Here is a 20,294-nt window from a genome sequence, read left to right as displayed (position 1 = left end):
TAAAACTAGCATTTATCGTTCCATTTATGAATGGTTAAATGATTCCACTACGTTAATGATTCTTAAGAAAGGTGGCAACATGAGTACAGTAGTGAGTGTATTACTAGTGGTGTTCTTTTTATTGGCGAGTTCAATCAAGACAATTGCTTGGCAAAAGAAAGTGTTTGAAATCCAGCTTGGCTTTTTTAAAAGCTATGGATTAAATCGCGTCATCATGTTTCTAGTTGGCATGGTTGAGTTTACTGGAGCTGTATTGTTGCTCTGTGCTTTGGTTGGTTTAGCACCTGAACATACGCAACTGATGGGAGGTTTGATATTAGCGAGTACTTCACTAGGGGCGATTTACTTTCATTTGAGATTCGATACGTGGAAGGATGGTATTCCCGCGATGGTTACTCTGTTGGGTTCTGGCTTCTTGGTCATTGCATCGTACTAAGTTTATTCGACATGTAGCGATAGCTATGAGAGGCAAAGGAAATAAGAGTAGGGCACGAAGCCCTACCAAATGGAAACGGTTTAGAACTCAGAAGGCACTTCAAACTCGAGCCATTCACCGGTTGTTGGGTGAATCAGTTTTAAGTAGCCAGCGTGAAGGTGTAAACGATCACGTTTGTATCCGTATAAGTCGTCACCACGAATCGGTACACCAAGGCCTGACGGGTGAGCACAGTGTACGCGCAGCTGGTGGGTTCGTCCTGTTTTAGGGTACAAGTGAACCTTGGTTTTGCCATTGTTGGTGCTGACCGCTTCCCAATGAGTTTCAGCATTACGTCCATGTTCATGGCAAACCAATTGTCTTGGTCTGTCTGTTATGTCGCCGCGCAAGGGCAAGCTGATATCGCCAGATTTGCCGTCGATTTCACCATCTAACAGAGCTGTATATCGTTTCTCTACGGTTCTATCAATGAACTGCTTCTGGATGTGTTTATTGGACTCTGCGGTCAGCGCCAAGATCAATAAGCCTGACGTCGACATGTCCAATCGATGGATAATCAAAGGGCCTGTTGCATCGGGATAACGCGCTTTAATACGGGTATAAACAGAGTCTTCGATAAACTTACCAGGAACCGACAAGAACTCCTCGGGTTTATTCACCACCACGATCTCGTCATCTTCATAGACAATATCAAACGACTTACCAACCGCAGGGTTCACGATAAGCGGGTTCTCTTCTAATTCGATGCCGTTTAGCTGGTGGTCGAGGATCTCGAAGCTTTTACTTTGGCAAACCGGGTACAGGTTTGCGTGCTGGCGAATGACAGCCGTTGGAGGCAATCCCCACCAAAACTCAGACAATGCTAATGGCTGAAAGCCGTGTTCAAAAGCAAAATTAAGCAGCTTAGGTAGGCAGCAGTCGCCAGAGCCTTCAAGAGCGTCTTTGCCATCTAACAATTCAAGCAGGTTCTTTGATTCGAGAGCTTGGTTGTTAAAGCGATAATGAGACAACCGTTGCGCTTCTAATTCGGCTGAGATCGCTTGGTACTCTTGCTTGCGGCTCGTGAGTTCGCTTTCGATAGCATCAACTTGCGACTGGCGTTCTGCGATCTTTTGTTTCCACTCGATTCTAAGTGCTTTTAAGTCGCGTTTCTCTTGGCTGCTTTGATTGCCCAGTTGTTTGAGCAAATTCGCTGCTGACTCTAGATTCCCCAATGCCTTTTCTTGATTGGCTTGTTCTCTGAGTTCGTTACGCTGAGATTTGTTTGCTGCCATGGCTAATTGAAAGGCTTCGATAGCTTGTGCTGATTCGATTTTTAACTCTTCAAATTCAGCCAATAATGCGTCTAGGTTGTGCGACTGTTGTAGTTTTTCAATGTCATCCGCTAGTTGCGATTGGCGAGCAAGGTTTGCACTGTTGTGAGATTGAAACTGTTCTGAATCGAAGGCTGATGGAACAAAGTTAATGTTGTTTAACTGAGAGGCCAAAGACGGATATAACTGCAAACCTGAAAACGCAGAAAGGTAACCTAGCTCTTGTGTAGTTGGGTTCTGAACAAGAAGCACGGCGTAGAGGTTGCCTTGCGATGTTTCATTCACACCGCAGTCGAGTAACGACTGCTGAAGTTGCTGCATGGCAAACTCACACGTTGGATGTGGTGTGTAGTAGTACGGAAACGTAAAACGAGTCGGTAGCGGTAAGTCTACATTCGTATTGTCGTTTTTTAGGTGCAGTGGTGTGTATTGAGCAAGGTTTGCTGACATGAAGATCAAACTCTATGGCTGTTCAGTTAGAGTTCGGTATTGTTGTCGAAATGAAGGTAAATGAGAAGCCAAAGCGAAAGATAAATCGGCTTTGGCTTCATTTAGTTGCTTGTGCTTATCCGAAGCGCGTCCGAGCTTGATTGAAACTCGATCAGTTCGAGTGTTCTAGCTCTAGTTGCTCGGCTTTTTGGTAAGCAGGGTGGCTCGTTAAAAGATCACCGTATTTAGCAATGTTAGGGTAGAGCGCAGTGGCACCGAAGTTACCCACGATTTCTACGATGAACGACATCATGAAATCGGCACCCGTCAGAGTATCAGCAACAAGGTAAGTTTTACCTTCAAGCGCTTCGTTGACAAAGGTTAGGATCTTTTGGTTTTCATCATCAGCGTAGCCGCCAAGGAAATTAGTCTCGCAACCGTCTTTCATCACAAAGATTTTAAGTAGCATTGGCAGAATACCAGAGCTTTCAGCGAAGTGAAGCCACTGTGAGTATTCCACGTAGTCAGCGGTGCCGCGCACTGGTGCGAACTTACCTTGACCGTATTTGTCGATTAGGTACTCGGTGATAGCACCAGATTCGCTGATCACGACGCCATCGTCTTCAATAACCGGAGATTTACCAAGAGGATGAACGGCCTTCAATTCTGGTGGCGCTAGAAACGTTACACTGTCTCGTTGGTATGGTTTGATTTGATAATCAACACCAAGCTCTTCCAGTAGCCAGATGATTCGTTTTGAGCGAGATTTGTTTAGGTGATGCAAAGTAATCATGATTTTACCTAGTTAACTGGTTCAGTTTTTGAATTTATTTAGCTTCGTTTGTTTTGATAACAAGCTTACCGAAGTTTTGGCCTTCCAATAGACCCATGAATGCTTGTGGCGCCTCGTCTAGGCCTTCAACTAGGTGCTCACGGTAATGCATCTTGCCTTGAGACAACCATTCTGTCATTTGAACAGCAAACTCATTGTAACGGTGTGCGTAATCATCAAAGATAATGAAACCTTGCATCTTAATACGCTTGACCAAAAGAGTGCCCATAAGGCTAGACATGCGATCTGGGCCTTCAGGAAGTGATGTCGCATTGTATTGTGAAATAAGGCCACAAACAGGAATGCGAGCACCAGTGTTAAGCAACGGCATTACCGCATCGAACACCTTGCCGCCAACGTTTTCAAAATAAACGTCGATGCCGTTGCTACATGCTTTAGCTAGTTGCTCCGAGAAGTCGTCGGCTTTGTGGTCGATACATTCATCAAAACCAAGCACTTCTTTCGCGTACTGACATTTCTCTTGACCACCAGCAACGCCAATGACACGACAGCCTTTTAATTTTCCGATTTGGCCAACGGTTGCGCCTACTGCACCTGTTGCAGCCGCAACGACTAGAGTGTCGCCTTCTTTAGGTTGGCCGATATCAAGTAAGCCCATGTACGCAGTAAAGCCTGGCATACCCATGATGCCCAGTGCGTAAGAAGGGTGTGTTGGCTCTTTGCCTAGTTTGATTAATCCTTCACCGTTAGACACTCCAAGATCTTGCCAACCTGTGTAAGCCAGTACCCATTCGCCAACTTCAAAATCGCTATTGTTTGACTCTTCAACCTGACACACGGTTGCACCGACCATCACTTCATCAATCGCAACAGGGTCTGCGTAAGATTTAGCATCGCTCATTCGGCCACGCATGTACGGGTCTAGAGAAAGGTAAACTGAGCGAAGTAACATCTCGCCGTCTTTAATTGTTGGTGCGGCTACTGTCTCCAAACGGAAGTTATCTTGAGTCGGTGCGCCTACTGGGCGAGAAGCCAATACGATGCGGCGGTTGTCTTGTTGAGTCATTGGGTATCCTTAATTTTATATTATGTTTATTTAGAATTAGACCAGTCGTCTAGTCTTGTTGTCTAAAAATCCCGCCGTCATCAAATGATAAGAGGGCGGGTTATCTGTCGTTAGTAAAGACTAAACACAGTACGTGGTTAGTTTTTACCTTTTAAAATCTGTTGGGTTAGGTTTAAAGCTGATTCTAAGCTACGTGAACTCTGGCTTAGTTTGCTTAATAAGCTTGCGCCTAACCACATAGAATATAGATTTTGAGCGGTTTCTTGGCTCTCTTCAACCTTTATCGAGCCATCATCAATACCACCGACAATGCACTGCTCGATGGTATGCGTCACTTTCTCAGCACCTTTCAATAGCGCTTGGCGCATAGGATCAGAAAGATCAGAAACTTCGGCGCTGAGCTTAACGACTAAGCATTTATGAGCGTTACAAGTACCGTTTTCAATCTGTGACCATCGAGTGAAATAACTGATAATTCTCTGGTAATGGTTGCCTTCACCATGAACCAAAATAGTTTCAACTCTGCTGATGTAGGTCTCAAAATAGTGCTGGATCAGAGCCTCGCCAAATTGCTCTTTAGATTTAAAGTAGTGGTAAAACGATCCTTTTGGAACATCCGCTTCTTTAAGCAATTGCGATAAGCCAACGCCGTTAAAGCCGTTGTTCACTATTAATTGGTAGCCAACATCTAAAACATGCAGGCGTGTGTCGTTCGTTTTATCGTTCATGGGCTTACTATAAGTTAAATTAGACCAGTCGTCTAGTCTTCGGCTTTTTGAGGTATATTCCGTCGTTACAAAAGTGGCTTCAATTATTCAATTATTCAATTATTCAATTATTCAAACGTTCACATATAAAAAAGCCCCAACATAGCTCGTATGTTAGGGCTTAAATCAGTCTCTTCAATTATTTGATAGAGATTAACTCAACATCAAAAATCAAAGTTGCTGATGGTGGGATAGGGCCTGAACCACCTTTACCGTAAGCCAATTGGCTTGGGATAAACAGGCGAACTTTTTGGCCTTCGACCATGTAAGTCAAACCTTCTTGCCAGCCTTTTATCACTTGTTTAAGAGCAAATGAGATTGGCTCACCACGATCAACAGAGCTGTCGAAAACAGTGCCGTCGATAAGTGTACCGTGGTAATGAACCGTTACTTTGCTGTTCTTAGTTGGGTGCTCTGTACCAGTACCTTCTTCAAGAACTAGGTATTGAAGACCACTTTCAGTCGTAACAACCCCTTCTTTAGCGCCGTTTTCGATAAGGAATTGTTGGCCTTGTTCGATATTTTCTTCGCCAGATTTATGGTTCATCCAAGTGCGGTAGATCATGAAGCCAGCCAAAATAAAGACAATGACCGGGATGATAAATTTAGACATAGTAAAACCTATTTATTGTTGATTTTTTATAGAGAAAAGCCGTTACGGCTGAGTCAAAAGGTAGTTGATCGTTTTTGCGATACCTTGAACATCTTGGTGACCTGCTGTGAGTACTTGGTATTTACCGTTGATGATAAATGTTGGTACTGAGTTGATTTGACCTTTTACTGAGATCTCTTCAGCTTTCTCTACGTAGTCAAATAGAGCGACTTGCTGTTCTTTGTTCAGTTGGTATGGGCTAACCAGACCACGAGAAGTGAACTCAGTCTCTAGAGCTTGTTGACGTTGTTCAGGAGTCGCATCTGCACCCATTTGAACCGCAGCAAATAGGTCGTCCATGAACGCGTGGTCAGGTTTTGCATCAAGTTGCATTGCTGCTGTGTAGTAGATCATTGCGCTGATTTGAGCACTTTCATTGAACGTAACGTGCATCTTGCCAATAGTTTGGTCTGTTAGAGATTCGATCTCTGGAATTGCACTTTCCATTTGACGGCAGTGACCACAATTTAGAGAGAAGATTTCAGTGATCGGAGACAGGTTAAATTCAGTTAGAGCAGTAGGCAGCGCTTCGTATTGAACGCCTTTCTGTGGCTCGTCTGTTTCACTACAACCCGCGATAATCAGTACGGCAGCAAGTGCTGTGATGAATTTAGTAAATGGTTTAAACATAATGTTTGCTCTAGCGTTGAGAAGTCGTGAGATTCTAACTATTTAGTACGAATTGGAAAACAATTATAAGGTAAATAAATGCAAACAGTTGGAACGGGCGGGCGATGACAGGCGAGTTGACGGTTAACTGTGATCAAAAACACTTTTTTGGGACGTGCTTTCTTTTCGTATAAAGTTTTTGTCTAAAGTTTTTCTCTCAGTGCCGATATAGACATTAGTGAATGGTTTATCTGCATAAGTGGTTGGTGAAGTAATGAGATATTTAGCGATAATGTTAAGCATAGCTTTGGCTGGGTGCGAAACTACGTTACCAACGGGGTTATTCGGTGAGGATATGTTACAAACTGCACCGAAAACTGATTACGACATTATGTACCCTGAATGGGGGGTGGTTCAAACCACTCATCAGCAAGGAACTATTACCACTAACTACGGACGTGGCGTTTCGACCAATGATCCACTGGAAGTCTTTTTAAGACAAAACCGTATCGATTTTGAAGTTTTACCTGGCAACCATGTGATGGTAAAGCTTGTACAGCATGTGAACTTTAAAACAGGTTCGACATCTCCTGAACCCGCTTACAACAATTGGTTGGACACGTTAGGCAGCTATCTTTCTCGACGCCAAGACATTGATGTCGTCATTGAAGGACACACTGATAATACAGGTAGTGATCGTGTTAATGATCCGCTCTCTGAACAGCGCGCAAAAGAAGTGAAAGCTCGCTTAGAAAGTAACTATGTTTCGAGTCGTGCTATTTACACCCGCGGTTTCGGTGAGTACGTTCCCGCGTGTAACAACGCTTCAGTACAAGGTAAAGCCTGTAACCGCCGTGTAGAGTTGATGCTGATTGTGGCGAAATAGATGCGAGAAGCTTGATTCTTTGAATCGAAAGAGCGTATCGATTACAGACATAAAAAAATCCCTCATGAAGAGGGATTTTTTGTATTTTGCTTGTGTTGCTTTTTCCGCTTATGCGAACTGATTTTCTAAGTAAGATACGATATCTGAAGATTCGTACATCCACTCAGTTTTACCGTCTTTCTCGATACGTAGACAAGGCACTTTCACACGACCGCCGCCAGCTTCAAGCTCTGCACGGTGTTGTTCGTTGTTTTTTGCATCACGAAGTTCAAACTGAACAGACTGACGTTTCATCGAGCGTCGTACTTTTACACAAAATGGACATGCCTCGAATTGGTACAACGTGTGCGTTTTTGCCTGCTCGTTCACTTTGCTTTGTTCTTCTTGAGAACGCTTCACACCGCGTGGGCTGAAAACAAAATTCAACAACAAGATGACGCGACCTAAAAACCAACGGATAAACTTCATAACTCTCTCTACATATTTAAAATTAGCGTTACAATTTGCAGCATTATATACACAAGTTTTGTCAGATGCTCGCAACAAACCGCTAATATCTATTTTGTCCGTTCGATCGTGTGAGACTTCGCCACATTTAGCCCTAAACGTTTGGACAGTCGAGTCAGGTTTGCTCGGTCTGTTTTCAGAACTCGCCCTGCTTGCGCCCAGTTAAAGTTGGCATCTTCCAACACCTCAGTGATGATGCTGCGTTGAAAATCATCGGTAGCGCCACGTAAACCTGCAGATAGGTCGATCGTTGGTGTTGATAAAGGTGTGTTTTTTACCTGTGTCGTCGCTATAGGCTGATCTTGGTCGAGTGGGCCACAATCTTCTTTAGTGATTGTCACGAGGTTTTTGTTGGTGCTACGAGCTAATGCTTTTAGTGCTGAACGGCTAATCACGTGCTCAAGCTCACGTACGTTACCTGGCCAATCGTAACGGTTTAAAAATACCAGTACATCAGAGCGGAATTTAACTTGGTTGATACCAAGTTTACGACGTGCCTGTTCTAGGAAGAAGCCTGCTAGCAAGCTGATGTCGTCACCTCGGTCTTTCAGAGCTGGCACTGCGATAGGGTACACACTCAATCGGTGGTATAAATCGGCTCTGAATCGACCGTCTTCAACTTCTTGCTTTAAGTCTCGGTTGGTTGCAGCTAAAACACGAACATCAATAGTTTGAATGTTGTCTTGGCCTACAGGTTGGATTTCGTTGTTTTGCAGTGCACGCAATAGCTTACTTTGTGCTGCTAAAGGCAATTCACCAATTTCATCTAAGAATAGCGTGCCGCCATCGGCTAGAGCAAACTTACCTAAGCGGTTTTTGTCTGCACCAGTAAACGCGCCACGAACGTGACCAAATAGTTCACTCTCTACCAAGTTCTCAGGAATAGCTGCACAGTTGACATAGACGAGTGGGTTACGTTTACGCTGCGATTGGTGATGCAGGGTTCGAGCAACGAGCTCTTTACCAACACCTGTATCACCATGAATCAGAATATTAAATTCAGAGGGTGCGACAACCGCGATATCGTTTTTAAGCGCGACCATGGTGTCACTATTACCAATCAATTCGCCGCCGTCACGTTCCCACGCTTCAACATTCAGCTCTTCCAGTAATTGCTTTGACTGTTTTGCTTGATGTTCAAGTTGCGAGAAAGTCATCGCCATTTGCATCGTAGAGGCAGCAATAGCAGCGAGAACTTCTAGGTTCCGAGCAGGAATATTCGCGAAGACATCAGGTTTTAGGCTGTCGAGGGTTAGTACCCCTAACAATTTGTCACCAAAAAGAAGAGGCAAACCCATACAGGCATGCATAGGCAAATCGCCGTCGTGGTCGATCAGTAAGCCATCGAAAGGATCAGGCAATGAGCTATCCGCATCAAAACGAACTGGAGAACGCGATGCACAAATCGCATCAAAACGTGGATGTTCTGAAATAATAAAGCGGCGACCGAATGTATCTCGACTGAGCCCTTGCATTGCGATGGGTACTAGCGTGTCGCCTTGAAGGCTTAAAAGTGCGACACAATCACACGTTATGGTTTTACGAATGGCATCGATTAAGCGATTGAAACGGTCTTGATCGTTCACACCGCTGGCTAAACCAATGGTCATTTCCATGAGAGTGGATGCTGAGATATCTTGCATAAAGGGCTCATACTGTTTGTATTTTTATACATGGTAGAGTCTTTATGACATAAAAAAAAGGTCTTTTTGACTAAAGTTTGAAGAGGGTTTTTGAAGGAATGCTAGGCACAACAAGCTTTCGCATGTTGGCACCGTTTGTGCAATGTGTCCATTGCGTGTTGTCTATATGACTGAATATCTGACCTATCATTGATTTGAATCAATTAATGCGAATTTATCAGTCCACGTAATTCTCATAAAAATAGTAGCCAAAGAGCTCATTGAGAAAGAATTAATATAAAGTCATCTTTAAATAAAATTAGTCAATTTGACATGAAAGGTCAAAAGACTAAGTGTTCGGAGTAAATCAATGCTAAACAATCTACATATCAACATCATCAAATCGACGATTCCTCTTTTAGAAAGCGCAGGCCCTGCTTTAACTCAACACTTCTATCAACGCATGTTCACGCATAACCCTGAATTGAAAGATATCTTCAATATGACTCACCAAAGAACAGGTCGCCAAGGTGTCGCACTGTTTGAAGCTATCGCGGCTTATGCAAAGAACATCGAAAATCTAGCAGCGTTAACCTCGGCGGTTGAGCGCATTGCACAGAAACACACAAGCTTTAACATTCAACCAGAGCACTACCAAATTGTTGGTTTGCACCTGATTGAAACACTGCGTGAATTAGCGACTGAGGCATTTACTCCAGAAGTAGAAGAAGCATGGACTGCCGCTTACCTATTCTTAGCGCAAGTATTTATCGACCGTGAAGCAGAGCTTTACCTACAGCGTAAGCAAGCGGTAGGTGGCTGGGAAGCAGCACGTACTTTCGTGATTGCAGATAAGATTGAAGAATCAGCTCTAGTAACAAGCTTCATCCTACAACCAAAAGATGGCGGTGAGGTTTTGGATTACACACCAGGTCAATATATTGGTATCGAAGTGAAACCTGAAGGCGCACAATACAGCGAGATCCGTCAGTATTCACTATCAGACAAGCCGAACGGAAAATACTACCGTATCTCTGTGAAGCGTGAAGGCCAAGGTCAAGAAACGCAAGGTGTTGTTTCTAACCACATGCACGATACCGTTGCTATCGGCGATGAAGTTAGCCTATACGCACCTGCAGGTGACTTTATGTATCAAGAGCGCAGCAAGCCAGTAACGCTCATCTCTGCAGGTGTTGGTGTAACGCCAATGCAGTCTATGCTTGAATTCCTAAACACGGAAGACAAAAACGAACCAGTACTTTACCTTCACGCTTGTGAGAGCGTAGGTCAACACTCTTTCACGACTCGTGTTAAAGATATTGTTGCTGACAAAGGTTGGGAAGCGAAAACGTGGTACATGAACAAAGACGAATCTGCATGTGAAAACACGCATCAAGGCCAAATGGACCTAGCGTCTATTTCTGACACCAAAGGCTTTGAAGAGAGCGATTTTTACATTTGTGGTCCTGTTGGCTTCATGAAGAACATCGTAGAACAGCTAGATGCACTTAAAGTCGACCGTTCTCGCGTCCACTACGAAGTCTTTGGCCCTCACGCCGATTTCTAATCGTAGTCGCCTGATCTATTAACACCTTGCCTATTCAAAGGTCTCACATTGTGAGGCCTTTTTTCGTTTGGTTAATCCAGCGAGAGACAATTGGTTATTGGAGTTGGGGGTGATCAAGGTAAGATCTTCTGGCGTTCGTTTTAAGAACGCTTAACCTTTTTGGACAGGTAATCAGAATCAAAAAACTCAGGCCAGTACATTTTCACGTAACCACCTGCAACCCAAATCACTAGGATGGTCGCGATGGTTAGCTCGAAGAAACCAAACTTGTGCAGCCAATACCATTGTGGGTATTCCGCACCGAAAAACGTAGTTAGACGATGCATGGCAATAGCGCTGATCACGGAAGGGAAAGTGACGGCAGCAATCGAAGGTTGGAATTTCAGACGCATCAATCGTATGTAACACAAGTAGATCAGCAGTGTCATGGTGATAGCAATGCCAGCCAACGCGCCTGTTAGAATCGGGTCTGGGTTGTCGAAGTTAACCAAGTAAGCCGCTAAAGACAGGTTCACAGGTGCTGCCATGATGGCTAAGGTTGGTCTTGCTCGGCGTGGCAGGTTTCCTTCGAATACCAAGCGGTACAACACCACTGGCAGCATTAGGAAATAGATACCGATGCAAGTGGCCGCAAGTGTTTCTGAAAAAACGGTGTGCCCAAATTGTGAGCCTGCTAAGGAACTGCTGATTAACCCCACCGGATACAGAAACCAACTCGGTACAATGTTCGACATTTTAAAGTTGATGATCTGGAAACTAAAGAACAACACCATCATGGTAAAATGCAATAACAACGCGCAGAACCAGACTGGGTAAGCAATGACTGGAGAGATTTCGGCTAAATAGTCGCATAGAATCAATAACGCCATGCTCATTGGTGCCATCAAGCTTCCACTAAGCGGGTGACGAATGTCATTGATGAAAGTATTAAAGCTGGTGAGATAACGAAGTAAAACGGGTAGCAATAACAGTGCGCCAAATGCAGCAAGGTAAGGGCGAATGATCTCACCAACCCCTGGCAGATATAATGCCCAAGCTTGCCCAAGCCCTATAACGCCAAGTGCTAAAGATGCCTGAGATGGTGGAACATTCTTTACTTGGGTTAATCTTCTCCAGTTCAACGACTTGCTCCACTCAGTTAAATGTAGAACGTATACTCTAATCAAAACGTTCAGTCATGCTCACCATCGGTGTTGTTAGGCATGTAAATAATTTCGTGGATAATAGCAAGTTTAACGTTTGCTTTTAAGGTTTTGATTCGAAATTGATATATAAAGCGCGATGAAAGTGTTTTTGATTTTCTTGAGTGTTCTATAAATATTGAGCTTGGTTTGCTTATTGTATTAGTGGGATTTGATTGTATTAGTGGAACTCAACGAGTTACGTTTAAGTCCCACATTTGAACTGACGTTTTCAATGTAATTAACGAACTTCCTCTTGCTGAGGGAGATCTTGCTGTCTTAGTTTCTCGTTTTTCAGCGTACGGTTAAGTAGTTGGCTGTAAATTGGCTGACCACCTAACATCTGAGCAATGATTACCGCGCCTAAGCAGGTGATGATCAACGGTAAGATGAGGTAGTAGTTATTGGTCATTTCAATAACCAACAGTATGCCTGTGATAGGTGCTCGCACGGTGGCGGCAAATAAGGCTCCCATGCCAGCAATTGCAAACATACCCGGTTCAATATTCAGTTCAGGAAAGAATGCCGCCGCGATAAGCCCAAACGCGTAACCAAAGAGCGTTCCTAGAGCAAGCATTGGTGCAAAGATACCACCCGGTGCACCAGAGCCGAAACAAAGTAGCGTGGTGAGCACGCGCCCTAAGAAGATTAACAGCAGCACGTTTGCGCTGTAGTTGCCATTCGTGATGTTCGGGATGATACCAATACCACCGCCAGTCAACTCGGGTATATAGAGCAGCAATAAGCCAAAGCAACCGCCCAGCAGGGAACCTGTCATTAAGTAGCGTTTACGGTCATTCTTGTGTATTGCCACAAACAGGTCTTGCGAAAGTGTAATCAGCTTATTGAAAATCACACCAAACAGGCCGAACAACACGCCTAACAACAAGAATAACCACAGAGCATCCAGTTCAGGCGGTTGGTATTGAGGCATAGTGATAACGGCAGATTGTCCATTGATTGATCGAAAAACGATGTTGGCTGAAACCGCGGAGATGATGACGGCTTTAATTGATATGAGTGAGTAGCGAAACTGTGGTCTCATCTCCTCGACTACAAACATGATGCCAGCCAGTGGTGCATTGAATGCGGCGGCTAAACCACCTGCGGCACCCGAAGCTAATAGTGAGTGGCGAGTATCGTCATCTTTAACTCGAAAGATATCGGTGACCATGCGACCAATACTGCCGCCCATTTGAACGGTTGGTCCTTCTCGACCTAAAACCATACCAGAGCCTAATGCGCCCATACCGCCAAAGAATTTTACTGGCAATACTCTCCACCATCGAACAGGGCGCATACCGTCCATAGCACCTTCAATTTCGGGGATGCCTGAGCCTGCAGCCTCTGGAGCAAAGCGGTGAACGAGGAAGTAACCAATAAAGGCAAATGCAGCACTAATAAGGAAAGCGGCCAGCCAAAGGGGTAAATAGCTACCGATTTCATCTTTAAGCCAATCGGTACGAGTTTCTGTGATGAAATGAACCGCGACTTCGAAATAGGTACCCACCACGCCAGCAAGTACACCTACAATACAAGAAAGAAAGAGAACGGAAGCGGGTGTTTTATCTCTTGAGAGAAATTGATTAATAGCATCCCTTGGCATTTTGGCGAGTAGGGACTGCTTAATTTTCTCTCTTCTGGTCATTGAGATAAGGCTCCTGAATGGGTTGAGGCGGGACTGCAATAAATTATACGCGTCCTCTGCATATCCTATAGCAGCAAAGATGCAAAGTTGAATTTCATTTATGGAATATACGTGTTACATAAATGGAATCTATAGGCAATAGTTGAATCGCCGTCACAATTTTGATCGATTCTCCGGTGGCGGCTTGAATATCCCCAAAAATGAACCATAGTTAAATCGTAAAGCAACATAACGAACCGCAAGGAGAAGTGAGGTTTTACACACAATTTGGATGGATTCAGAATAAAGTTTTAGTTCCTCGTTAAATGTTCAGGTCGATATTTAAGGCTTCCTGATTCGCGAACTCACGATTGAGTAACGAGGGTGAGGCGTACTGAGTAAGTACGCCTTTAGTTCGTCTGGAGCATTCCTTTTTCATAGTTCCCCCCTTTCTAGTGACACTCATACAACTTCTGGCTTAAATCATTCTCCGTATAAACAAGCGATTGGGGTCAATTTCTCCGTGATTGTGTATATACTCCTAAAAAAAGGAGAACTGATATGACCAAAAAAGTTCCTACAAACATAATTACGGGTTTCTTGGGTGTTGGCAAAACGACAGCTATTTTGAACCTGCTCAAAAATAAACCTGAGAATGAAAACTGGGCTGTCCTGGTTAATGAGTTTGGCGAAATCGGCATTGATGGCGCATTAATGACAGACCAAGGTGCTTTAATTAAAGAAGTACCGGGTGGCTGCATGTGTTGTACTGCAGGTGTGCCTATGTCGGTAGGTATTAATGCCTTACTGCGCCAAAAACCGGACCGTTTATTGATTGAGCCAACTGGGCTTGGTCACCCTAAACAGGTTATTGCGACACTCACTTCAGAGCAATACACACCTTATGTTGATTTAAAAGCGACGCTTGGCTTGGTTGACCCACGAAACCTATCCAATGAAAAGTACACGTCGAATCAGAACTTCAATGATCAACTGGACAGTGCTGATGTGATTTTTGGTACTAAGGTTGACCTTGTGCATTCTGAAGACATCGATGTGTTCAATGATTGGGTGACGGATCAAACGCCAGCAAAAGTCTTCCATAAGCTAATTCACGATGGTGAAGTGCCATTGGAAGTGTTGGACATTGAAAGAGTATACGGCAGTGCTTCCTCTCATATTGAAGCGCATCATCACGATCACGCTGAGCAAGAGCCTCAATTCCAACTTCCTCCCGGTGAAGCTTTCATCCGTAAAGAGAATAAAGGACAGGGCTATTTCAGTTGCGGTTGGCTATTTGGCGCAGAGCATAAGTTCGACTTTGATGCGCTGTTTTCAATGCTGTCGGATCTTACGGCTGAGCGTGTAAAAGCCGTGGTGAATACTGAACAAGGTTGCTATGCGTTTAACGTGGCGAATCAAGTGGTGTCAGTGAATGAAATTTCCCTTGATGGCTTTGAGTCTCGTCTTGAAGTGATCGACTCGCAGTTAATGCCTTGGGACGATCTCGAGCAGATTCTACTCAAGCTGTGTGGCATCAAATAGCGCCATTTTTACTGTTTGAACTGATGATCTCGGTGTTTACTTCGTTGAAGGTGGGGTAAACACCAGATTAAATGAGAAAGTTTGCGTTATATCACGATAAATGTGAGATAAATCACTCTAATTACTTTATAGTGCTCGGCTGAAATAAGAATGTAGGCTGTCTGCTTAAGGAACCCGTAACAATGTCATTTTCCTCTCAAGGTTTTGCTCCTGAATTAGTCAAAGCGTTGACTGAGTGTGGTTATGAAAAACTCACTCCAATTCAACAAAAAGCGATTCCAATGGCTCGTAAAGGCCATGATATTTTTGCTACTGCTCAAACCGGTACGGGTAAAACAGCGGCATTTTCATTGCCTGTTATCCAACACCTTTTGAACAGCGGCAAAAAGGCGTCTAGAGGAACGGCTCGCGGCCTTATTCTTGCTCCAACTCGTGAGCTTGCTGCGCAGATCGCTCAAAACATTAAAGACTACGTTAAATACACGGAACTAAGCGTTTCTGCGGTTTACGGTGGTAACAAGATGTCTTCACAAGTTCGTCAACTAGAGCTGGGTGTGGATATTTTGGTTGCAACACCTGGCCGTTTAGAAGAGCACTTAGAAGCGGGTAACGTGTCTATCGCAAACCTAGAATTTCTAGTATTTGATGAAGCTGACCGTATCCTTGATATGGGCTTTATCAATGCCGTTCGTAAGATCATGCTAGATGTAGAAACATCACCGCAAATCATGATGTTCTCTGCAACGACTTCTACTCAGTTAAACCAACTGTCTGTTGATATTCTGCGTAAACCAAAACGTATCAGTGTTGAGCGTGAAAACTCAACGGCTGCAACTGTTGGTCACGTGGTGTATCCAGTTGATCAAGAGCGTAAAACAGAGTTACTTTCTGAGCTGATCGGTCGTAAAAACTGGCGTCAAGTGCTTGTTTTCGTGAACTACAAAGAAACAGCAAACGATGTAGTTAAAGAGCTCAAGCTTGACGGCATTAAAGCGGTACTTTGTCACGGTGATAAAGCGCAAAGTGCTCGTCGTCGTGCGTTGGATGACTTCAAAGAAGGCAGAGCGCGCGTAATGGTTGCAACCGACGTTGCGGCACGTGGCCTTGATATCGAAGACTTACCTCACGTAATTAACTATGACATGCCTTTCCTAGCGGAAGATTACGTTCACCGTATTGGTCGTACAGGTCGTGCTGGTAAACAAGGTCATGCAATCTCTTTTGTTAACCGCGAAGAAGAGCTGACTGTTGTTCAAGTCGAAAAACTGATTCAACAACGTATTCGCCGTGTTGAACAACCGGGTTATGAACCGAAGAAACGTGATGCTTACATCGAGAAGCTGAACACTAAATCGGCTTACAAAAACCGCCAAGGTCGTAAGAACAACGCGAACGAAGAGCCTCAAGATCAAGCAAGCGCTGAACGTCGTTTGACTATGATGAAGCGAATTAAAAACCGTCGTAAGTAATTACGGTTGGTGATTAAAAAGAGCCACTGTTATGTGGCTCTTTTTGTTTGTATTGTTCGCAATATTGGTTATTGTCATCACTACTTCGTTTCAACATCGCTTCATTTCAAGTCCGATCAAGAAGCAAAAGCCACTAAATAAAAATAAGTCGATAAGGTAATAATATGGATAGCGCACTACTTTGGGCTTTTATTCCCACGTTTTTCTTCGTGTCAATCACGCCCGGTATGTGTATGACTTTGGCGTTGACACTTGGAATGAGTGTTGGATACAAACGTACATTATGGATGATGATCGGTGAACTGGCCGGTGTCGCTGTGGTTTCCATTGCTGCGGTATTGGGTATTGCATCTATTATGTTGAACTACCCGTGGCTATTTACGGGCTTCAAGTTTGTTGGTGCAGCTTACTTGTTCTATTTAGGCGTTCAGATGTGGCGTTCGAGAGGCAAACTGGCGATCAGCACTGACAACCAAACAACAAAAGTCAGCAATGATTGGGACTTGGTGGTTCAAGGCTTCGTGACAGCGATTGCGAATCCGAAAGGTTGGGCATTCATGATTTCGTTACTGCCTCCTTTTATTAACAGCAATAAAGACTTAGCACCGCAGTTGTTGATTTTAGTGTCTATTATTCTGGTTTCTGAATTTGTCTGCATGACCTTGTACGCGACAGGTGGTAAGAGCCTAAAACATATGCTGGGCAAAGCCGATAACGTTAAGTTGATGAACCGTATTGCAGGTACGTTAATGATGGGCGTTGGTGTGTGGTTGTTCGTTAGCTAATTCTGGTTAGCCTGCAACGAGCAGAGATCACCGACTCAGTCGTTCCTCCTTCTCGAGGATGACGGTGCGTGATTTGGTTTGGGGTGAAGAGCAGTTTACAAAGCCGCAGATCATTAGTTGAGTCAAAGAGCTTATAGAATATAAAAAGAGCGATAGGGCATTTGGCCTTATCGCTCTTTTTGATTTTACTTAGCTAGCGAACAGAAACTAGATAATAGTAAGGTTGATGATCTTAGCTAGATTTGCGTATTAAACTGCGATTTCACCGCCGTCTTCACGGCGAATCACAACGGTAGATGCTCTTGGACGAACGTTGCCTTGAGTTTGTGCGGTTGCATCTTGAGACGATGGCCAGTTTGCTGGGTGTTGAATGTTCACAAACAGTGATTTGTAATCAGGGCTAATGGTAAAGCCTGTTGCTTCGCAACCGTTTGGACCTACAAAGAAGCGTTTAAGTTGTGCTTGGTTGTTTGCATCAATTACCGCGCTGTTGCCGTTGTCATCCGTTAACTGAGATGGAACCACTGCCAGCATTTGGTCATTGGTGTAGCCAGTAACTTCGTCTGCGCCGTTATCTGTCTGAATCCACAAGATGCCACGAGCATCAAACGCTAAGCCGTCAGGGCTTGCGAATTGGTTCATGTCTGTTAGGCCTGAGCGGTTAATAGACTTGTCTTCCACTGCTGGAGAACCAAATACGAAGATATCCCAATCGAACTCGCTTGCCGTTTTACCTTCATCCCAACGGATAACATGACCGAACTTGTTGTCTACGCGAGGGTTCGCAGAGTTCGCTTCTTTACGCTTGTTGTTATTAGTTAGCGTTAGGTAAGCCGTACCTGTCATTGGGTCAACAGAGCACCATTCAGGGCGATCCATTGGCGTTGCACCAACAAGGTCGGCAGCGCCTGCGGTATTAATGATAAGCGCCGCTTGAGAATCAAATGAATCACCTAGCTTGCCGCCGTTTGTCGTCTTGCTGCCCAACGTTAGTGGTAGCCAAGTACCTGAACCGTCATCGTTGAACTTAGCCACATACAGTGTGCCTTTGTCCATGTACTTGTCACCCGCGCTTAGGCGATTGCTCGGCTCTGCGTCACGTGGGTCCCATTTCGCTTCAGAAACGAACTTGTACAGGTATTCAAAGCGAGAATCGTGGCCAGAATAGAACACGATAGGCTCACCTTCAGTAAGTTTGCCAAACGTACAACCTTCATGACGGAAACAACCCAGTGCAGAACGTTTTTTAGCGCGAGAGTTTGCTGTGTATGGGTCGATTTCAACTATGTAGCCGTGACCGTGTGCTTCGTTACGGTAATCGTCCATTGCTGACTCACCTGTTGGTGTGACATCAAAGCGAGCAAATTCGTCTAAGCGTTCTTGTTTGTCACCAGAAAGCGTGTCCCAACCGTAACGTGTTTTGTCGGTAGCGATACCAATACGTTTTTGTGCTGGCGTTGTCTCGCCTTTGTTAACAAAATAACCCGGCCAGTTTTCTTCACACGTTAGGTAAGTGCCCCATGGCGTGTAGCCATTACCACAGTTGTTTAACGTGCCACGAGCTTGGCTGCCGTCTTGTGAGAACTTGGTTTTGGTAAATTCACTGTGAGCAACAGGGCCAGACAGGTCCATTACTGTTGCGCCTGTATAGCGGCGGTTCAGTGGATCGTTATCGACCATCACCCATTGGTTGCCTTCAAGTTTCACACGAACCACACTGACACCGTGCGCGTTGATCTCTTTACGTACTTCATCAAGGCTAGGGCGAGCGCCTTCGTTGTATGTTGGGCCGTTGGCGTGCAGCGCTTTTTGGTCGATGTATTCGTGGTTGATCACCAACAAACCGTCGTTGCTGTTGCCATTAAGCGGGAAGAAGTGCATGCCGTCGTGGTGCATGCCCAGTGAGTTTGCTTGATCTTGTGCGTTGTTGGTTCCATCTTTTAACCAAGCCTTGCCTTGCTTGTTCAGTGGGGTACCCCAAGGAACCAATACTTGTGCTGTATAGCCTTTTGGTACAACGACACTGTCTGTCAATGATCCTTTAACCGATTCGAATGCAAGTGTTGCAGTGCTTTTTTGTGCGCCCGTTGCTTGCATTGTCGCAGCGTTAGCCGTGCTGTGACCCGCTAAACCAAACGCGCCAAATGCGGTCATTGCACTGATGCCTAAACCGCCTTTCAGAACATTTCTTCTTGAAAGGTTCGCATCTAAAACTTCTTCGAAGGGTTTGTTTTTGCTCTTGTTAAAACGAGTGCTATCAAATGTTTCCTTGCTCATCTCGACTGCTTCCTATTGGCTGATTTTATTATTCGTTATTCATGACTAACTCAGTTATTAACTAATGAGTTAATAAGTTTGGTCAATGTGTGACTAATCGTGAAGCAGTTAAGTGACAGATTTTTATAGATTTGATTAAGATTTTGTTTCTGTAGCATGATTTTTTCTGCTAAGCCTCTCGTGCAATACAAAACTCTTGGGAATTAACGAAGAACTGTGTATAAATGCTTTATCAAACGAAAAGAGAGACAGTTATGAAATTAGATAAAATCGAAAACAAAAATCGCCGCCTACGCAAGAAGTTATACCTAGGTGAATTCGCTATTCTAGGTTTTGAAGTAAGCTGCACGACTTCGATTGCTGATTTTGACCAATACGATGTGTTCATCGATGAATTTATCGATTTTATCGACAGCATCGGCCTGTGCTTTGGTGGCGGTGGTTTAGAGCTGTTCGAAGGTTTCTTATGTTGTATTGAGCGCTACCGTTCAGTGACAGAAGCAGAGCAACTGCAAGTAGCGCAGTGGCTTGAAGCTCGCGCAGAAGTAAGCAAAGTAGAAGTAAGCGAACTTGTTGACGCAAACTACGCATTCTAAATTGGTGTTGTTCGGCGAACTCAGTTGGAAGCGAATAGAGCTTTCCTAAGAGAAGCTTTATACATCAGTGAAAGGCCCAGTCGGTATATCGATTGGGCCTTTTTGCGTTTGGTTGTCCCGTCCTGAAATGTGTTTACACATTGAGGACGAATTATGACTACTTCAAA

General features: G+C 44.3%; 18 protein-coding genes. 7 read left to right on the top strand and 11 right to left on the bottom strand.

Features of this window, described 5'->3' with window-relative positions:
- The first annotated feature begins 55 nt into the window (after positions 1-55).
- Positions 56-436 carry a DoxX family protein gene (locus AB6E08_RS16100; protein ID WP_009845495.1) on the top strand — a complete coding sequence of 127 codons (381 nt, stop codon included), beginning with the start codon at positions 56-58 and terminating at the stop codon, positions 434-436.
- An 80-nt stretch (positions 437-516) separates the two neighbouring features.
- Here the strand turns inward: AB6E08_RS16100 and AB6E08_RS16095 are convergent, their stop codons facing one another.
- The 6 genes from AB6E08_RS16095 to AB6E08_RS16070 form a co-directional block, all read right to left on the bottom strand.
- Complete coding sequence (locus tag AB6E08_RS16095) at positions 517-2,199, bottom strand: RluA family pseudouridine synthase (RefSeq protein ID WP_032499436.1); 1,683 nt, start codon at positions 2,197-2,199, stop codon at positions 517-519.
- Positions 2,200-2,350: 151 nt separating this feature from the next.
- Positions 2,351-2,971 carry a glutathione S-transferase family protein gene (locus AB6E08_RS16090; RefSeq protein WP_009845492.1) on the bottom strand — a complete coding sequence of 207 codons (621 nt, stop codon included), beginning with the start codon at positions 2,969-2,971 and terminating at the stop codon, positions 2,351-2,353.
- A 34-nt stretch (positions 2,972-3,005) separates the two neighbouring features.
- Complete coding sequence (locus AB6E08_RS16085; RefSeq protein WP_017101782.1) at positions 3,006-4,037, bottom strand: NADP-dependent oxidoreductase; 1,032 nt, start codon at positions 4,035-4,037, stop codon at positions 3,006-3,008.
- Positions 4,038-4,174: 137 nt separating this feature from the next.
- A complete protein-coding gene (locus AB6E08_RS16080) occupies positions 4,175-4,765 on the bottom strand; it encodes a TetR/AcrR family transcriptional regulator (RefSeq protein ID WP_009845490.1) in 591 nt (196 codons plus the stop codon).
- A gap of 178 nt (positions 4,766-4,943) precedes the next feature.
- Positions 4,944-5,417: an FKBP-type peptidyl-prolyl cis-trans isomerase gene (locus AB6E08_RS16075; RefSeq protein ID WP_012600489.1), complete on the bottom strand. Its 474-nt coding sequence runs from the start codon at positions 5,415-5,417 to the stop codon at positions 4,944-4,946.
- Between the two features lie 42 nt (positions 5,418-5,459).
- Positions 5,460-6,086 carry a thioredoxin domain-containing protein gene (locus tag AB6E08_RS16070; RefSeq protein ID WP_372064636.1) on the bottom strand — a complete coding sequence of 209 codons (627 nt, stop codon included), beginning with the start codon at positions 6,084-6,086 and terminating at the stop codon, positions 5,460-5,462.
- A 271-nt stretch (positions 6,087-6,357) separates the two neighbouring features.
- Between AB6E08_RS16070 and AB6E08_RS16065 the strand changes: the two genes are divergently transcribed.
- Positions 6,358-6,951 (top strand): OmpA family protein, encoded by a 594-nt coding sequence (locus tag AB6E08_RS16065; protein WP_032499738.1) that lies wholly within the window; start codon positions 6,358-6,360, stop codon positions 6,949-6,951.
- A gap of 108 nt (positions 6,952-7,059) precedes the next feature.
- Here AB6E08_RS16065 and AB6E08_RS16060 read toward each other — a convergent pair whose 3' ends face one another.
- Positions 7,060-7,419: a glutaredoxin gene (locus AB6E08_RS16060; RefSeq protein WP_029222916.1), complete on the bottom strand. Its 360-nt coding sequence runs from the start codon at positions 7,417-7,419 to the stop codon at positions 7,060-7,062.
- Between the two features lie 89 nt (positions 7,420-7,508).
- Complete coding sequence (gene norR / locus AB6E08_RS16055; RefSeq protein WP_372064639.1) at positions 7,509-9,101, bottom strand: nitric oxide reductase transcriptional regulator NorR; 1,593 nt, start codon at positions 9,099-9,101, stop codon at positions 7,509-7,511.
- Positions 9,102-9,450: 349 nt separating this feature from the next.
- Between norR and hmpA the strand changes: the two genes are divergently transcribed.
- Positions 9,451-10,647 (top strand): NO-inducible flavohemoprotein, encoded by a 1,197-nt coding sequence (gene hmpA / locus AB6E08_RS16050; protein WP_372064641.1) that lies wholly within the window; start codon positions 9,451-9,453, stop codon positions 10,645-10,647.
- Between the two features lie 140 nt (positions 10,648-10,787).
- Here hmpA and AB6E08_RS16045 read toward each other — a convergent pair whose 3' ends face one another.
- The gene (locus AB6E08_RS16045; protein ID WP_372064643.1) at positions 10,788-11,768 is read right to left on the bottom strand and encodes a TDT family transporter; all 981 of its coding nucleotides are present in this window, start codon (positions 11,766-11,768) and stop codon (positions 10,788-10,790) included.
- 301 nt (positions 11,769-12,069) lie between these two features.
- Positions 12,070-13,476, bottom strand: a complete 1,407-nt coding sequence (clcA, locus tag AB6E08_RS16040; protein WP_017078301.1) for a H(+)/Cl(-) exchange transporter ClcA — start codon at positions 13,474-13,476, stop codon at positions 12,070-12,072.
- Positions 13,477-14,016: 540 nt separating this feature from the next.
- Between clcA and AB6E08_RS16035 the strand changes: the two genes are divergently transcribed.
- From AB6E08_RS16035 to AB6E08_RS16025, 3 genes are all read left to right on the top strand, one after another.
- On the top strand, positions 14,017-15,000 hold the full coding sequence (locus AB6E08_RS16035; RefSeq protein WP_372064646.1) for a GTP-binding protein: 984 nt from the start codon (positions 14,017-14,019) through the stop codon (positions 14,998-15,000).
- 182 nt (positions 15,001-15,182) lie between these two features.
- On the top strand, positions 15,183-16,469 hold the full coding sequence (locus AB6E08_RS16030) for a DEAD/DEAH box helicase (RefSeq protein WP_012600498.1): 1,287 nt from the start codon (positions 15,183-15,185) through the stop codon (positions 16,467-16,469).
- Positions 16,470-16,633: 164 nt separating this feature from the next.
- A complete protein-coding gene (locus AB6E08_RS16025) occupies positions 16,634-17,254 on the top strand; it encodes a LysE family translocator (RefSeq protein WP_004731394.1) in 621 nt (206 codons plus the stop codon).
- Positions 17,255-17,503: 249 nt separating this feature from the next.
- On the opposite strand, the gene AB6E08_RS16020 is transcribed toward AB6E08_RS16025, so the two are convergent.
- Positions 17,504-19,531, bottom strand: a complete 2,028-nt coding sequence (locus tag AB6E08_RS16020; RefSeq protein ID WP_372064649.1) for a PhoX family phosphatase — start codon at positions 19,529-19,531, stop codon at positions 17,504-17,506.
- A gap of 254 nt (positions 19,532-19,785) precedes the next feature.
- Here AB6E08_RS16020 and AB6E08_RS16015 point away from each other — a divergent pair, with 254 nt between their 5' ends.
- Positions 19,786-20,127, top strand: a complete 342-nt coding sequence (locus AB6E08_RS16015; RefSeq protein ID WP_017101792.1) for a YggL family protein — start codon at positions 19,786-19,788, stop codon at positions 20,125-20,127.
- Positions 20,128-20,294 lie beyond the last annotated feature (167 nt).

The sequence above is a fragment of the Vibrio sp. 10N.247.310.24 genome, from assembly GCF_041467175.1.
GTDB classification, from domain to species: Bacteria; Pseudomonadota; Gammaproteobacteria; order Enterobacterales; family Vibrionaceae; genus Vibrio; species Vibrio tasmaniensis_A.
The sequence above is the reverse complement of the archived record's forward strand: the minus strand, read 5'-3'. Positions and strand labels throughout refer to the sequence as shown.

Bases quoted from the DNA above. Each gene is read 5' to 3' on its own strand.
- AB6E08_RS16100 (WP_009845495.1), top strand. From the start codon at position 56: ATGATTCTTAAGAAAGGTGGCAACATGAGTACAGTAGTGAGTGTATTA.
- AB6E08_RS16095 (WP_032499436.1), bottom strand. From the start codon at position 2,199: ATGTCAGCAAACCTTGCTCAATACACACCACTGCACCTAAAAAACGAC.
- AB6E08_RS16090 (WP_009845492.1), bottom strand. From the start codon at position 2,971: ATGATTACTTTGCATCACCTAAACAAATCTCGCTCAAAACGAATCATC.
- AB6E08_RS16085 (WP_017101782.1), bottom strand. From the start codon at position 4,037: ATGACTCAACAAGACAACCGCCGCATCGTATTGGCTTCTCGCCCAGTA.
- AB6E08_RS16080 (WP_009845490.1), bottom strand. From the start codon at position 4,765: ATGAACGATAAAACGAACGACACACGCCTGCATGTTTTAGATGTTGGC.
- AB6E08_RS16075 (WP_012600489.1), bottom strand. From the start codon at position 5,417: ATGTCTAAATTTATCATCCCGGTCATTGTCTTTATTTTGGCTGGCTTC.
- AB6E08_RS16070 (WP_372064636.1), bottom strand. From the start codon at position 6,086: ATGTTTAAACCATTTACTAAATTCATCACAGCACTTGCTGCCGTACTG.
- AB6E08_RS16065 (WP_032499738.1), top strand. From the start codon at position 6,358: ATGTTAAGCATAGCTTTGGCTGGGTGCGAAACTACGTTACCAACGGGG.
- AB6E08_RS16060 (WP_029222916.1), bottom strand. From the start codon at position 7,419: ATGAAGTTTATCCGTTGGTTTTTAGGTCGCGTCATCTTGTTGTTGAAT.
- norR (WP_372064639.1), bottom strand. From the start codon at position 9,101: ATGCAAGATATCTCAGCATCCACTCTCATGGAAATGACCATTGGTTTA.
- hmpA (WP_372064641.1), top strand. From the start codon at position 9,451: ATGCTAAACAATCTACATATCAACATCATCAAATCGACGATTCCTCTT.
- clcA (WP_017078301.1), bottom strand. From the start codon at position 13,476: ATGACCAGAAGAGAGAAAATTAAGCAGTCCCTACTCGCCAAAATGCCA.
- AB6E08_RS16035 (WP_372064646.1), top strand. From the start codon at position 14,017: ATGACCAAAAAAGTTCCTACAAACATAATTACGGGTTTCTTGGGTGTT.
- AB6E08_RS16030 (WP_012600498.1), top strand. From the start codon at position 15,183: ATGTCATTTTCCTCTCAAGGTTTTGCTCCTGAATTAGTCAAAGCGTTG.
- AB6E08_RS16025 (WP_004731394.1), top strand. From the start codon at position 16,634: ATGGATAGCGCACTACTTTGGGCTTTTATTCCCACGTTTTTCTTCGTG.
- AB6E08_RS16020 (WP_372064649.1), bottom strand. From the start codon at position 19,531: ATGAGCAAGGAAACATTTGATAGCACTCGTTTTAACAAGAGCAAAAAC.
- AB6E08_RS16015 (WP_017101792.1), top strand. From the start codon at position 19,786: ATGAAATTAGATAAAATCGAAAACAAAAATCGCCGCCTACGCAAGAAG.